13 protein-coding genes are annotated in these 14,825 nt (G+C 69.1%); 8 read left to right on the forward strand and 5 right to left on the reverse strand.

The genetic code is table 11. From position 1 onward, the window contains the following. The 6 genes from Q1K33_RS18850 to Q1K33_RS18875 form a co-directional block, all read left to right on the forward strand. On the forward strand, positions 1 to 710 hold a 710-nt coding region (locus tag Q1K33_RS18850), incomplete at its 5' end, for an IS5 family transposase (protein WP_300406290.1). Between the two features lie 93 nt (positions 711 to 803). Then, complete coding sequence (locus Q1K33_RS18855) at positions 804 to 1,499, forward strand: GNAT family protein (protein ID WP_300406291.1); 696 nt, start codon at positions 804 to 806, stop codon at positions 1,497 to 1,499. A gap of 81 nt (positions 1,500 to 1,580) precedes the next feature. Continuing rightward, positions 1,581 to 2,972 (forward strand): IS607 family element RNA-guided endonuclease TnpB, encoded by a 1,392-nt coding sequence (gene tnpB, locus Q1K33_RS18860; protein ID WP_300406292.1) that lies wholly within the window; start codon positions 1,581 to 1,583, stop codon positions 2,970 to 2,972. Between the two features lie 210 nt (positions 2,973 to 3,182). Continuing rightward, on the forward strand, positions 3,183 to 3,743 hold the full coding sequence (locus Q1K33_RS18865) for a GNAT family N-acetyltransferase (RefSeq protein ID WP_300406293.1): 561 nt from the start codon (positions 3,183 to 3,185) through the stop codon (positions 3,741 to 3,743). 14 nt (positions 3,744 to 3,757) lie between these two features. Further along, a complete protein-coding gene (locus Q1K33_RS18870) occupies positions 3,758 to 4,438 on the forward strand; it encodes an AzlC family ABC transporter permease (RefSeq protein WP_300406294.1) in 681 nt (226 codons plus the stop codon). After that, positions 4,435 to 4,737: an AzlD domain-containing protein gene (locus tag Q1K33_RS18875; protein ID WP_300406295.1), complete on the forward strand. Its 303-nt coding sequence runs from the start codon at positions 4,435 to 4,437 to the stop codon at positions 4,735 to 4,737. Before Q1K33_RS18870 ends, Q1K33_RS18875 begins: the two co-directional genes overlap by 4 nt. Positions 4,738 to 4,833: 96 nt before the next feature. Here the strand turns inward: Q1K33_RS18875 and Q1K33_RS18880 are convergent, their stop codons facing one another. Then, complete coding sequence (locus tag Q1K33_RS18880; protein WP_300406296.1) at positions 4,834 to 6,843, reverse strand: PTS mannitol transporter subunit IICBA; 2,010 nt, start codon at positions 6,841 to 6,843, stop codon at positions 4,834 to 4,836. Between the two features lie 226 nt (positions 6,844 to 7,069). On the opposite strand from Q1K33_RS18880, the gene Q1K33_RS18885 reads away from it, so the two are divergent. After that, entirely contained in the window at positions 7,070 to 8,803 is a 1,734-nt protein-coding gene (locus Q1K33_RS18885) for an alcohol dehydrogenase catalytic domain-containing protein (protein ID WP_300406297.1), read from the forward strand. 93 nt (positions 8,804 to 8,896) lie between these two features. Here the strand turns inward: Q1K33_RS18885 and Q1K33_RS18890 are convergent, their stop codons facing one another. Both Q1K33_RS18890 and dapB read right to left on the reverse strand, forming a co-directional pair. Continuing rightward, the gene (locus Q1K33_RS18890) at positions 8,897 to 10,555 is read right to left on the reverse strand and encodes a M4 family metallopeptidase (RefSeq protein ID WP_300406298.1); all 1,659 of its coding nucleotides are present in this window, start codon (positions 10,553 to 10,555) and stop codon (positions 8,897 to 8,899) included. 154 nt (positions 10,556 to 10,709) lie between these two features. Further along, the gene (dapB, locus tag Q1K33_RS18895) at positions 10,710 to 11,453 is read right to left on the reverse strand and encodes a 4-hydroxy-tetrahydrodipicolinate reductase (protein ID WP_300406302.1); all 744 of its coding nucleotides are present in this window, start codon (positions 11,451 to 11,453) and stop codon (positions 10,710 to 10,712) included. 112 nt (positions 11,454 to 11,565) lie between these two features. Here dapB and Q1K33_RS18900 point away from each other — a divergent pair, with 112 nt between their 5' ends. Continuing rightward, a complete protein-coding gene (locus Q1K33_RS18900) occupies positions 11,566 to 12,081 on the forward strand; it encodes a class I SAM-dependent methyltransferase (RefSeq protein ID WP_300406299.1) in 516 nt (171 codons plus the stop codon). Positions 12,082 to 12,204: 123 nt separating this feature from the next. Here Q1K33_RS18900 and Q1K33_RS18905 read toward each other — a convergent pair whose 3' ends face one another. Further along, positions 12,205 to 13,554, reverse strand: a complete 1,350-nt coding sequence (locus tag Q1K33_RS18905) for a pitrilysin family protein (RefSeq protein ID WP_300406300.1) — start codon at positions 13,552 to 13,554, stop codon at positions 12,205 to 12,207. A 91-nt stretch (positions 13,555 to 13,645) separates the two neighbouring features. Continuing rightward, the coding region (locus Q1K33_RS18910) for a polyribonucleotide nucleotidyltransferase (RefSeq protein ID WP_300406301.1) at positions 13,646 to 14,825 on the reverse strand (1,180 nt) is incomplete at its 5' end.

Consider the following 14,825-nt stretch of genomic DNA (forward strand, 5'->3'; position numbering starts at 1 on the left):
TGCTCTACATCTCCCAGACCGGGTGCCAGTGGCGCTACCTGCCGGAGTCCTTCGGTCCTTGGACTCGGGTGTGGTCGCAGTTCCGCCGCTGGTCGCGCAACGGCACCTGGGCGTGCGCCCTCACCGTGTTGCACACGGCAGCACGGCGAGCGAACGGTCGCGCCGAGGCGAGGCCCTCGATGGTTGTCATCGACACTCATCTAGCTCGCGGAGCGTCGAGCGGCGGCGCCACCTTCCACGACCGAGGCGGTCCCTATGGTCGGACGAAGGGCGCCAAGCGAGTCGTGGCGGTGGACGTGACCGGCCTCCCGCTAGGCGCGCTGGTGGTGCCCGCGTCCACGCACGAGAACCGCGCCAGTGACCTGATGCTGGAACACTTGGCCGACCAGGACGTGACGGGGCGCCTCGAGTTGGTACTCGTGGATAGGGGAGTCACCGCGGCAGCGGGTCGAAACCTGGGTCGTGCGCACGGTGTCGAGGTTCGCCGGGTCGGCTGGGAGGACAAGCAGCCGGTATTCCGGCCCATCCGGCACGCGTGGCGCGTAGAGGTCGCCCATGGCCGGCTCGGACGCGCCCGCCGATTGGCCAAGTCGTTCGAGAACACCACCGCGTCGGCCACCGGGTGGCTGCAAATCGCGTGCGTCGCGACCACCCTTCGACACCTGTCCGCCGTCGCGGAGGGCCCACCGACGGTCCGAATCGCAGAGTAATAGCCCGACCACCCGCGCGCTTCGCAGCCCACGACGGCTGCTGCATCAAGAAAGCCTCTGTTCACAAGCACGTGCCCTCGGAAAGGATGCAGCATGCTCACCCTGGAGGAAGTCTTCCCCCCGTTCGCGCTGAGGATCTCCTGCGGCCCCCTGGAGCTCAGGGTCCTGCGCGACGAAGACCTCCCTGAACTCGTCGAACTCATCCGCGGCGGCATCCAGGTTCCTGGTCTGCCGATGCCCTTCCTCAATGCCTGGCACGAGGAGCCCTTCGCGCCAGGATGTCCTGACGGCTTCCCTACGACCTCGCTGGGATGGTGGTGGACGCAGAGGGCGACGTTCGCACCCGACGAGTGGCGCCTCGCCTTGACCGTCCGTCGCGATGGAGATCTCGTCGGTATGCAGGACCTGCACGCGAAGGACTTCGCGCAAGCGCGCCATGTCATGACTGGCTCGTGGCTGGGGAGAGCTCACCAAGGGATGGGCACCGGCACGCTGATGCGGCAGCTCGTTGTCGGGCTCGCGTTCGACGAGCTGGACGCGGGCCGGTGCGAGTCCGGCTACATCGTGGGCAACCACGCTTCGTCAGCGGTCAGTCGTAAGGTCGGATACGTCGACAACGGCCGCCGACGGATTGTGCAGCGCACGCGACAAGGCAAGGTCGGAGTGGACGAGCAGCGCGTGATAGTGACGCCTGCGACCTTCATACGCCCAGATGATCAGGTCTCAACCGAAGGCGCTGAGGTGTTGCGGAACTTCTTGGGGATCCACCGCGCCGCCGCGGACTCGTAGCGACACTGCCCCGGCCGTCCGAGGTCCGAGGTCGTGTGCCCAATTGGCGGCACTGTCGGTGCCGGGCGGCACCATCGGTTCGTGCCCGCTGCTACCGGATCCGCTGACACTCTCGTGTCGCACACCGGTGTGCCCTTGACGCGTGCGACGACGTTCAAGTTCACCCTCGACGTGAACGATGAGCAGCACCACCGCCTCTTCGCGCACGCCGGCGCGTCCCGGTTGGCGTTCAACCACCACATCGGCCGAGTGAAAGCCAACCTCGACCAGCGCGCCGCCGAACGGTCCTACGGGGTGGCGGAAGCAGATCTGACGCCAGCGCTGTCGTGGTCAAAGGTGTCCTTCATCAACGAGATGAACGCGTGGAAAGATGGCCGTGCACCCGATGCCAGAGTCGAGGTCCTCGACGACGGCACCGTCGTCCGGGGCCTCCCCTGGCGTGGTGAGGTGTCCACCGACGTGTTCGAGACAGCGTCGGTGAACGCCGCGCAGGCGTTGAAGAACTGGTCCGACTCGAGGAAGGGTGCCAGAGCCGGCAAAGCGGCTGGATTTCCACGGTTCAAATCCCGGCACCGCACCGCCCCGACGTTCCGTCTGCGGTCCAAGTACCGGGAGGGCGCAGCGCCGTCCGTGCGGCCAACCGGGCCGCGCACGGTGCGGTTCCCGAAGCTCGGCGAGCTCCGCGTCCGGGAGAACACCCGCCAGCTCCGCAGAATGCTCGGATCGGGCCGATTCCACGCCTATGCCGCCTCGTTCCGGTTCGAGCGCGGTCGATGGACCGTGACCGTCACCGGTGTCGCAGCAGTCCTGCACCACCAGCGCCGCAACCCGGGCGCAGCCGGGCGCACCCAGTCCCGGGTCGGCCTCGACGTCGGTGTGAAGACCCTCGCCGTCGCTGCCGACGAGCACGGCAATCAGTTCCAGGTCTGGGAGGGGGTGAAAGCACTACAGCAAGCCCAGGCACGCCTGAAGCTGGCCAACCAAGCTCTCGCGAGAACCAAGCGGGACTCCGAGGGTCGGCGCAGGGCAGCACGACGTCTGGGCAGGATGCACGGCCGGGTCGCGGCGGTTAGGAAGGCGCTGCTGCACTCGATCTCCTCCGAGCTCGCGAAGGGCTCTGCGGTGGTGGTGATCGAGGACCTCAACGCCGCCGGCATGCTCCGCAACCGCAAACTCGCGCGGCACATCTCCGACGCCGGGTTCGGTGAGCTCCGCCGCCAGCTCGAGTACAAGTCCGCCTGGTACGGCACCGAACTCATCGTCGCGGACCGTTGGTTCCCGTCGTCGAAGACCTGCTCCGCCTGCGGAACGGTGAGGGCTGACCTGACCCTCGCGGACCGGGTCTACGAATGCGGCGCGTGCGGCCTGGTCATCGACCGCGACCTCAACGCGGCGGTCAACCTGGCCCGATACACCCCGCCCGCGCAGCCTTCGGGGACCAAGCCTTCTCCGCCGCTACCCGCGGCTGCCTGACACACGCATCAGTGTGTCCGCGCCTGGATGGACCGGGCCGTAGAGCCGACCGCCACTCCGCTACATGAAGGGGCCCTGGGTCGGAACCGATGGAAGCCCACCAGCTGGTGGCGGTCGGATGACAACCAAGAACCACCGCCCCGGATGGGGCGGCGGTCAAGGGAAGTCAGTGTGGCCCGAATAGGGACACACCCAGTTAGAGTCACGGCCATGAGCACCTCCACCGGCACCGGACCGACCGCCGACGTCTCCGTGCGGATCGCGTGGGGCGACGACGCCGACGCCATCGCCGCCGTGCAGGTGCAGGCCTGGCGCGAGCAGTACGGCGACCTGCTGCCGCCCGAGGCTCTCCCCCAGGACGCGGCCCCGCTCGCGGAGGCGTGGCGCACGTCGATGACCCGGCCCGAGGACGCCCGCAACCGGGTGCTGGTCGCTCTCGAGCGCAACCGCGTCGTCGGCTTCGCCGTGACCGCACCGGCCGCCGACCCGGACTGCGACCCCGTGTCCGACGGCGAGCTCGCCGAGCTGAGCGTCGTACCCGGAGAGCTGGGCAAGGGACACGGATCCCGCCTGCTCCAGGCGGTGGCCGACACCCTGGTGGCCGACCGCTTCACCCGCGCCGTCAGCTGGACGATCGTCGGCGACGACGCACGCCGCGCCTTCCTGACCAGCGCCGGGTGGGGGCCGGACTCCGCGCACCGCGAGCTCGACCTCGACGGCAGCGGCTCGACGCTGGTCAAGCAGGTGCGGCTCCACACCGCCCTCTCCTGAGGGCGGCACGCTCGGTGGAGTCCCAGCAGCGGACGATCGTCCGTGACAGCCTCGCCGTGGGCCTGGCCACCGGGACCTACGGTCTCTCCTTCGGCGCCGTGGGCGTGAGCTCCGGCCTCGACGTCGCACAGACGTGCGCGCTCTCGCTCCTGGTGTTCACCGGCGCCTCGCAGTTCGCCTTCGCCGGCGTCCTGGCGGCGGGAGGCTCCCCCTTCGCCGGCGCCCTGACCGCCCTTCTCCTGGGGAGTCGCAACACGCTCTACGGGCTACGCCTCGCCCCGTTGCTCGGCTACCGCGGGGGCGCCCGGCTCGGCGCCGCTCACCTGGTGATCGACGAGTCCACGGCGATGTCCCTCACCCGCGACTCTCGTGCCGACGCGCGGATCGGTTTTCTCACGACCGGCGGGTCGATCTTCGTCCTGTGGAATCTCGCGACCTTCCTCGGCGCCCTCGCCGGGAGCACCCTGGGCGACCCGCGCAGCTACGGTCTGGACGCGGCTGTGGGCGCCGCCTTCCTGGCGCTGCTGTGGCCTCGTCTCGACCAGCCGCTCCCGCGCGTCGTGGCGCTCCTCGCGGCGGCGGTGGCGATCGGCGCGGTGCCGTTCACCGCCGCGGGGGTTCCGGTCCTGGTGGCCGGAGGTGTCGCCGTGCTCGTCGGCGCCCTCGCCGGACGACCGACGGGCAGCCGGACATGACCTGGGCTGCCGTGGTCGGGGCGGGGGTGGGCTGCTACCTGCTCAAGCTCGCCGGCCTCTCGGTGCCCGATCGGGTCCTCACCCGTCCGCTGGTGGCGCGGGTCGCCGACCTGTTGCCGGTGGCTCTGCTCGCGGCGCTGATCGCCGTGCAGGTCTTCGCCACCGACGGCGGATCGCTGGTGCTGGACGCCCGGGCCGTCGCGCTGGCGGCGGCGGTGGGTCTGCTGATGCTGCGTGCACCGTTCCTCGTCGTCGTCTTCGGCGCCGCTGGCGTCGCCGCGCTCGTCCGGCTCCTGTGAGGCCACGGCGGCGGGCCCGACCGAGAGCCACCCGACGTGCGACGGCCCGTCCGACCACGAGGGTCTGACGGGCCGTCGTACGACGAGCGTGGTCGCTCAGGCGGGTTGGACCACCCCGAGCACCTCGAGCACCTCGCCGGTGGTGCGCGCGGCCTCGAGCCGGGCGACCTGCTCCTTGTCGACGAAGACCTCGGCGATGCGTCGCAGCAGAGCCAGGTGGTCGTCGCCCTGACCGGCGATGCCGATGACGAACTTCACCGGCTTGCCGTTCCACTCGATGCCGTCGGAGTAGCGGACGAACGAGATCGCCGAGCGACGGATCGCCGACTTGGCCTCGTTGGTGCCGTGCGGGATGGCCAGGAGGTTGCCCATGTACGTCGAGACCGACGTCTCGCGGGCGTGCATGGCCTCGACGTACGACGCGTCCACCGCACCCGCAGCGACCAGCAGCTCACCGGCGCGGGTGATGGCCAGGTCACGACTCTCCGTGGCCGCATCGAGCACCACGGACTCCGGGTCCAGCAACGAGCCCGGCGGCGTCCCCTTGGCGGGAGCAGGGATCGTGTCGCCCGCCGAGACGGAGGCCGCGGCGTGAGACCCGTCGGTGTTGGTGCGCTGCAGCAGCTCCACGATCTCGTCGTAGCGCGGGCTGTTCATGAAGTTGTCCACCGAGACGTGCACCGCGGAGCCCGTGCGCTGCTTGGCCCGGTCTGTGAGGTCGCGGTGGGTGACGACGAGGTCGTAGGTGTCGCTGAGGTTGGAGATCGCCTGGTTGACCACGGTGACGTCGTTGAATCCGGCGGCCTCGACCTTCTTGCGCAGCACCGAGGCGCCCATCGCCGAGGAGCCCATGCCGGCGTCGCAGGCGAAGACGATCGAGCGGATCGGACCGGAGGTCGCGGCGGTCGCGGAGCCGAGCAGGGCGCTCGAGACCGAGGACGCCCTGCCCTTCAAGGACTCCATCTTGGCCGTGGCGGAGACGAGCTCGTCCTCGGCGTCCTCGCTGCGGTCGGTCTTGAGGATCAGTGCGGCCACCAGGAAGGTCACCGTCGCACCGCCGACGACCGAGAGCAGCACTCCGACCACGCTCCCGCCCGGGGTCTGGGCGAGGACGGCGATGATCGAGCCCGGCGCTGCGGGGGCGCGCAGACCGGATGAGAAGACCACGTTGATGAAGATCTGCGTCATGCCGCCGGCGATCATGGCCAGGATCAGCTTGGGCTTCATCAGCACGTAGGGGAAGTAGATCTCGTGGATCCCGCCGAAGAAGTGGATGATCACGGCCCCGGGGGCCGATGCCTTCGCCATGCCCTTGCCGAAGACCGAGATCGCAAGCAGAAGGCCCAGACCGGCGGCCGGGTTGGCCTCCAGGAGGAAGAGGACCGACTTGCCGTTCTCGACGGCCTCGTTGGTCCCCAGCGGTGTCAGAACGCCGTGGTTGAGCGCGTTGTTCAGGAACAGCACCTTCGCGGGCTCGATGATGATCGACGTGAAGGGCAGCAGGTTGTTGGAGACCAGGAAGTCGATCCCGTCGGAGAGCCGGTCGGCGATCCACTTCACGACGGGGCTCATCACGAAGAACCCGAAGGTGGCCAGGATGCCGCCCCAGATGCCGGCGGCGAAGTTGTTGACGAGCATCTCGAAGCCGGGCTTGATCTTCCCGTCCCAGATGGCGTCGACGCGTCGGATGGACCATCCGCCGAGCGGGCCCATGATCATGGCGCCCATGAACATCGGGATGTCCGTGCCGGCGATCACGCCCATCGTGGCGATGGCTCCGACGACACCACCTCGTGCGGGGCTGGCCTCGTAGGTCATCTTGCCGCCGGTGTAGCCGATCAGCAGCGGCAGCAGGTAGGTGATCATCGGGCCGACGATGCCGCCGCCGTCGAAGTCACCCCAGCCGCCGATCTCCGCCACCCAGCTGTCGGGGGCGAGCCCGCCGGAGCCACCCCAGTTGAGCCAGCCCTTCTCGATGAACAGCGCGGTGATCAGGCCCCACGCGATGAACGCCCCGATGTTGGGCATGACCATGTTGGACAAGAACGTCCCGAACTTCTGGACGTGAACTCGCGCTCCCCTCGGAGCCTGCTGCGTGGTTGCCATGAGGCACCTTCCTCGAAGTCTGTGACCGAGATCACTGAATCTGTGAATGCCTTTGTATCTGCCGGAAAGCGCCCGTGTCAATGGTTTAAACCCACACGTTTCAACTTGATCCCACACGAATGCTGTAGGGTTGGTCACATCACCACTCGCTGGATCAGCGCCGCACCACCCGCCGAGACAGCCGGTGACCCCTACTGCTGGCACGACGACGTGGAGGACACGACGAATGAAGCTCTACAACCAGTACCGCGCGGCCGAGCTCGACCTGCCGGAAGGGAGCTGGGCGTGGAACGTGTACGGCGCGGGCGCGGAGAACATGGGCAAGGACGACCAACCCGAGCTGCTGCCCGTCCCCCGACCCGATGCCGACCAGATGCTGGTCCGGATCGACAGCGTCGGACTCTGCTTCTCCGACGTGAAGATCCTGCGCGCAGGTGGCAGCCACCCCAAGCTCTACAACCGCGACCTGTCCCAGGAGCCCACCAGGCTGGGCCACGAGGTCAGCCTCACGGTCATCGAGGTCGGCGACAACCTCCAGGACCGGTACCACGCCGGCCAGCGGCTGGCCGTGCAGCCCGACATCTACCAGGACGGCAAGAGCACGGCCTACGGCTACACCATCCCCGGGGGGCTGATCCAGTACCACCTGATGGGCTCGGAGATGCTCGACACCGACGACGGTGCCTGCTTGCTGCCACTGCCCGACACCATGGGGTACGCCGAGGCCTCGACGCTGGAGCCGTGGGGGTGTGTGATGGCGGCCTACACCCAGCGTCGCCGCCTCGAGCCCAAGTCCGGCGGCACCATGTGGATCAACGGCCGGCCCGGGGACGAGCGGGACTACGAGTTCACCACTGGTCTGGACGCCCCGGCCACCATCGTGATGACCGACGTACCCGACTCGGTGCGCCAGCTGCTGGAGCACACCTCGGCCCGGAAGATCGTGCGCGACGGCATCGGGACCGATGACTACCAAGCGCTGGTGGACGAGCTGACGGACGGCGCCGGCTTCGACGACGTCGTCATGCTCGACCCCCGTTCGGCGGCAACCGTGGGTGCCGTGGCCAAGCACATCGCCCGGCGGGGCACCCTCAACCTGGTGGGCGAGACCGCCCTGGACGGCCTGGTGGACACCGACGTGGGACGTCTGCACTACGACTACACCGCCTACCTCGGCGGACCGGGGCCAGACATCGCCGACTCCTACGGGGAGGCGCGCAACCGCTGCGACCTGCGCGCCAAGGGCACCACGGTCTTCGTGGGCGCCGGCGGCCCCATGGGGTTGATGCACGTCCAACGCGCCATCCAGCAGCCCGACGGCCCCAGCACGATCATCGCCACGGAAGTGAGCGACGAGCGTCTGAAGAGCCTCGAGGAGCGGCTGGCCCACCTGGCCCGGAGCAACGACTGCGAGCTGATCACCTTCAACTCCCAGACCGCGCAGACGTCCCTGCACGACTTCGTCATGGGGATCACCGACGGCCAGGGGGCCGACGACGTGGTGGTCAGCGTCCCGATCGCCGGCGTGATGGCCGAGGCCGACACTCTCATGAAGCCCGACGGCATGCTGGTCTTCTTCGCCGGCGTGCCGAACGGGACCCTGGCGCCGTTGAACCTGAGCGCGGTCTACCTGGACAACGCCCAGTACACCGGGACCTCCGGCTTGACCATCCATGATCAGCAGCAGGTGGTCGACCTCGCCAGCCGGGGCGACCTCTCCCCCGGGTCCATCGTGGGCGCCGTCGGCGGCATGCGGGCCGCCAAGGACGGCCTCCAGGCTCTGGTCGACGGCAGCTACTCCGGAAAGGTCCTGATCTTCCCCCAGATCCACGACCTGCCCCTGATGGGCCTCGACGAGCTCAAGGAGAGTCTGCCGGCCGTCGCGGAGAAGCTGTCACCTGGCGACACGTGGAATGACGAGGCAGAGGCGGCGCTCTTCGACAGCCAGCTCGGCGGCTAGCCGTACCAAGCAGCGAGCTGCCCACCACGACAGGAGGAGACCCGCGCCGGTTCCGTCCGGCGCGGGCCTCCCGTCAGTGGGTGCGACGAGCGATCAGCCGACGTTGACAGCGCTCCACGCCGCAGCGACTGCGGCACGCTCGGCGCTGCCCTGACCGTAGAGGTCCGCCGCGGCGCTGAGGGTGCCGGTGCGCGCCTGGGCGTACGTCGTGCCCGAGGTGAAGTACGTCGTCAAGGCCCGGAACCAGATCTGCTGAGCGGCGTCACGGCCGATCCCGCTGACCGACGAGCCGTTGCAGGTGGGTGAGCTGTGCTGCTTGCCACCGATGGTCTTGGCACCCGACCCCTCCGCCAGGAGGTAGTAGAAGTGGTTGCCGACACCGGAGGAGTAGTGCACGTCCACACTGTCGGTGTCGGAGGCGTAGCAGCTCTGCGAGGAGCCGTCCAGGGACGGGTTGTCCATCCGACGGAAGCCTTCACCGTTGGCGAGGTCGAACTCCTCGCCGATGAAGTAGTCGGCCGGGTCCTCGGCGTTGTCGGCGTAGAACTCGACCATGGTGCCGAAGATGTCGGAGGTGGCCTCGTTGAGGCCGCCCGACTCACCGGAGTAGACGAGCCCGGCGGTGTTCTCGGTGACGCCGTGCGACATCTCGTGACCGGCGACGTCGAGCGAGACCAACGGCCCGAAGGAGCTGCCGTCGCCGTCGCCGTACGTCATCTTCTCGCCGTCCCAGAAGGCGTTGACGTAGTTGCTGCCGTAGTGCACGCGGCTGGGCGCCCCGGTGCCGTCGCCGAAGATGCCGTCGCGACCCAGGACCTGGTCGTAGTAGTCGTAGGTCATCGCCCCGCCGTAGTGGGCGTCGACGGCAGCCGACTCCCGGTTGGCGTTCGTGCCGTTGCCGAATACGTTGTCCGGGCTGGTGTAGGTGACACCGTTGGTGCAGCCGAAGCCCAGCAGCGTGCACAGGAAGCCGTCGGTGCCGTTCTGCATGTCGGTGGTCCTGGCGTTGCCGTGCGCGGCGTCGGTGAGCGTGAACGATCCGCCGCTCGCGGTGACGGAGATCGGCACGGTGCCGCTGTAGAGCGAGTTGCCCTCGCCGTCGGCGGTGTGAATGCCCTCGACGCGACGCAGCACGGCGCCGTTGCGAGCGTCGACGTACGTCGTCAGTCGGCTCGGGGTGCCGTCGGCCTGACGGCCCTTGGTCTGGATCGCCCAGGCCAGTCGCGGCTTGGCACCCAGCGCGTCGACGACGAGCTGAGGCTCGGCGTCAGCGGGGCGCAGCCTCTTGATCGTGGTGGCTGCCTTGCCGGTCGAGACTGCACGGGTCGCGGCCCGCGTCGCGGCCAGCTTGGGGGTGGCCGAGACGGTGATCGGCGCCTCGAGGGTCTGGCTGACGCCCTGCAGCTGGGAGGCAGCGCTCTGGTGGACGACCAGGTCACCGCCCAGCACCGGCAGACCACGGTAGGTCCGCTCCATCCGCACGTGGGAGGAGCCGTCGCGGTCGAGCATCGTGTCGGTGACGCTCAGCTCCTGCTCGACCCGACGCTCCACCTCCTGCTCCACACCCTTGGCGACCCGGGCGAGGCCCGGTCGCTCGGCCAGCGCCCTGAGCGCCGCGTCGGCCGCGGCCGACGGGTCGGCCGCACCGACCCGGGACGCAGCCGGCGACGCCGTCGCCGTGGTGGGCTGGACTCCGAGCGTGCCGGCGGTCAGTACTGCTGCCGCGGCCAGACCCAGGGTTTTCCGCATCATGAACCTCTCGTCGGTGCATCGCCTCACCCGTCGGGCGACGTCGTGGCCGACTGTGCCCTCGTGTGACGCCGAGTCACACCTATGCGCCGCCGCAGGTTTGTGCAACGCACAAACGTGCAACCGAACCCGAATTCGGGCCGGTGCGCGTCGGGCGCTACCCGAGATCGATGAGGTTCTCGAGGCCCACCGTGAGTCCCGGGCGGGATTCGATGGCTCGTACGGCGGCCAGCACTCCCGGCGCGAACGACTCGCGCGACAACGAGTCGTGGCGGATCGTCAACGTCTCCCCCGCACCGCCGAGCAGGACCTCCTGGTGGGCCACGAGGCCGCTGATCCTCAGGGAGTGCACGGGCACGGCGTCGACGACCGCTCCGCGCGCTCCGTCGAGCGAGGTCGAGGTCGCGTCGGGGGCCGGCTCGAGGCCCGCCTCGCGGCGCGCGGCGCCGACCAGCTCCGCCGTACGGCGTGCGGTCCCGGAGGGCGCGTCGGCCTTGTGCGGGTGGTGCAGCTCGACGATCTCGACCGACTCGAAGTGACGCGCGGCGAGCGCGGCGAAGCGCATCATCAGCAAGGCGCCGATCGAGAAGTTGGGCGCGACCAGGATGCCGGTCTCGGGATCGGCCCCCAGGATCTCCCGCAGTCGTTGCAGTCGCGGTCCGTCGAAGCCGGTGGTGCCGACCACGGCGTGGATCCCGTGCGCCACGCAGAACTCCAGGTGGTCCATGACGGCGTCCGGGTGGGTGAAGTCCACGACCACCTCGGTATCGGTGTCGACCAGCGTCTGGAGGTCGTCACCCACGTCGATCTGAGCGACCAGGACGAGCCCGTCCGTGGCCTCCACGGCACGGCAGATCTCCGTCCCGACCTTGCCTCGCGCTCCCAGGACTCCCACTCGCATCGTTGTCGGCACACCGCGACCTTAGAAGATCGTGGCGAGGCTCGTGGGCGCGGTCGGCACAAACGGACGGTCGGTGAGTGCTACACCAGTGTGGTTCTGGCAGGGTGTGGGCATGGTCGCACAGACGATTCCGGCGCGGATCCGGTGGGCGGTTGACTTCATGGACCCCCAACCATCCGATCAGCTGCTCGAGATCGGCTGTGGCGCGGGCGCAGCAGCCGAGCTCATCTGCAGTCGCCTCGAGACCGGCAAGCTCTTCGCCATCGACCGCTCCGAGTCCGGCGTCGACCGCACCAAGCGGCGCAACGAGGAGGCTGTGAAGGCCGGTCGACTGACGGTTCGCCAGATCGACCTCGCCACGCTGCGGGTGCCGGTCAAGCGGCTGCACAAGGTCTTCGCCTTCAACGTCAACCTCTTCTGGGTGCGCGACTGCGCCGACGAGATCGCCCTGCTGCACGAGCGCGTGGTCCCCGGCGGCGCGGTGCACCTCTTCTTCGAGGCCACCCGGCGCGACCAGGTCCCGAAGATGATCAAGCAGGCCTCGGCGTCGCTCAGTGAGGGCGGCTTCCGGGTCTCGGTGGTCGACAACAAGCAACCCCCGGTGATCGGGATCATCGGGCGCAGATGACGCGCGAGGCACGAGCGCGTCGCTGCGCGCGATGATCGCTGGTCGTTGAGCAGCGAGCGCGGCTGAGGGACGAAGCCGCGACCGAGCGTGTCGAAACGCGGTGAGATGCCCACCCACCCCAGCTCAGGGCCCCACAACCGCCAGGATCTCCGGCCGCGAGAACACCTCGGCGGCGACCGCGCGCACCTGCTCCAACGTCACCGCGTCGATCTGGGCGAGCACGTCGTCGATGTCCAGCAGCTCGTCGTGGACCAGCTCGGCGCGACCCAGTCGCGACATCCGCGACGCCGAGTCTTCCAGACCGAGCACGAGACCGCCCCGGAGCTGGCCCTTGCCGATGCGCAGCTCCTCGGCAGTGATGCCGTCCTCGGCCACTCGAGCGAGCTCCTGGCGCACGACGTCCAGCACGTCGTCCAGCTTGGCCGGCAGGCAGCCCACAGCGACCCCGACCAGGCCGGACTCGGCGTGGTGGGACGCGAAGGAGTACACCGAGTAGGCCAGCCCGCGACGCTCGCGGACCTCCTGGAACAGCCGGCTCGACGTACCGCCTCCCAGGGCGGTGTTGAGAACTCCCAGCGCGAAGCGATCCTCGTGGTCGCGGGGCAGCCCCTCCATCCCCAGGACCACGTTGACCTGCTCGAAGGGTCGGCTCGTCCCGGCGCGCCCCGCGGAGACCTTCGGACGCTTGGGTGGTCGCGGCGCTGACTGTGCCGTCTCACCGGCGAGGAAGTCCGCCCGACCGAACGCCGCCTTCACCTGTCGTACGACGCGCGCGTGGTCGAGGTTGCCGGCCACGGCCACGACCATGTTGTCGGGGCGGTAGTGGCGCTTGTAGAAGCGTCGGATCCGCGCCCGGTCCAGCGCGGTGATCGACGCCTCGGTCCCGGCGATGGAGCGTCCCAGCGGCGAGTCGGCGCCCCAGGCGACCTCGGCGAACAGGTTGTGCACCACGTCGTCGGGGTCGTCGTCGTGCATCGCGATCTCGTCCAGGATCACGTCGCGCTCGGCCTCGACGTCCTCGTGGTCGATCGTCGAGCTGGTGATCATGTCGCCCAGCACGTCGACGGCCAGCGGGAGGTCCTCGTCGAGCACCCGGGCGTGGAAGCAGGTGTACTCCTTGGCGGTGAAGGCGTTGACCTCCCCGCCGACCGCGTCCAGGGCGACGGACAGGTCGAGGGCCGAGCGCTCCCCGGTGCCCTTGAAGAGCAGGTGCTCGAGGAAGTGCGAGGCACCGTGGAGTGCGGACGTCTCGTGGCGCGAGCCGACACCGACCCAGACGCCGATCGTGGCCGAGCGCGCGCCGGCCATCTGCTCGGTGACCACCCGCAGCCCGCCGGGAAGCACGGTGCGCTTGACCCGAGAGGTGACCTGCCCGTCGTCGTCGCGGACGGTCGAGAGCGTGCGCGTCGTACCGACCTTCTGGCCGGCCTTCTGGCCCGTCCTCTGGTCGACCTTCTGCTGGACCTGCTCCATGTACCTGCACTCCCCCGTGTGACGCGGTGTGTTCTGGTGTCAAAACAGCCGCTGACCCGTCGCACATGTGCGACGGGTCAGCGGTGGTGGATCAGTTGTCGACGGCCTCGGCGGACTCGCCCTCAGCGGCCTCGTCCTCGTCGACGACCGGGACCAGCGACAGCTTGCCGCGGTCGTCGATCTCGCCGATCTGGACCTGGATCTTCTGGCCCACGGACAGGACGTCCTCGACGGCGTCGACGCGCTTGCCGCCGGCCAGGGCGCGGAGCTTGCTGATGTGCAGCAGTCCGTCCTTGCCGGGCAGCAGCGAGACGAACGCACCGAAGTTGGTCGTCTTCACGACGGTGCCGAGGTAGCGCTCGCCGACCTCCGGCATCGTCGGGTTGGCGATCGCGTTGACGGCGGCGCGCGCCGCCTCGGCGGCCTCACCGTTGGTCGCACCGATGTAGATCGTGCCGTCGTCCTCGATGGACAGCGACGCACCGGTGTCGTCCTGGATCTGGTTGATGACCTTGCCCTTCGGCCCGATGACCTCGCCGATCTTGTCGACGGGGATGCGGACCGTGATGATGCGCGGCGCGTGCAGCGACATCTCCTCGGGCTCGTCGATGGCCTCGGCCATGACGTCCAGGATCGCCAGACGGGCGTCGCGGGCCTGGGTCAGTGCCGCGCCCAGGACCTCGGCGGGCAGCCCGTCGAGCTTGGTGTCGAGCTGGAGGGCCGTGACGAACTGGCGCGTGCCGGCGACCTTGAAGTCCATGTCGCCCATCGCGTCCTCGGCGCCGAGGATGTCGGTCAGCGCGACGTACTGCGTCTCGCCGTCGACCTCGCCGGAGATGAGACCCATCGCGATGCCGGCGACGGGGGCCTTGAGCGGCACTCCGGCCTGCAGCAGCGACAGGGTCGAGGCGCAGACCGAGCCCATCGAGGTGGAGCCGTTGGAGCCCATCGCCTCGGAGAGCTGGCGGATGGCGTAGGGGAACGTCTCGCGGTTGGGCAGCACCGGCAGGAGCGCACGGCGCGCGAGCGCACCGTGTCCGACCTCGCGGCGCTTCGGGGAGCCGACGCGGCCGGTCTCACCGGTGGAGAACGGCGGGAAGACGTACTTGTGCATGTAGCGGCGGGTCTTCTCCGGGCTGAGCGTGTCGAGCTTCTGCTCGAGGGTCAGCATGTTGAGCGTGGTGACACCGAGGATCTGGGTCTCGCCGCGCTCGAAGAGGGCCGAGCCGTGCACCCGCAGTGAGTTCATACTTCTCCTCGAGCTGGGTTTC

Source organism: Nocardioides sp. (genome assembly GCF_029937575.1).
GTDB lineage: Bacteria > Actinomycetota > Actinomycetes > Propionibacteriales > Nocardioidaceae > Nocardioides.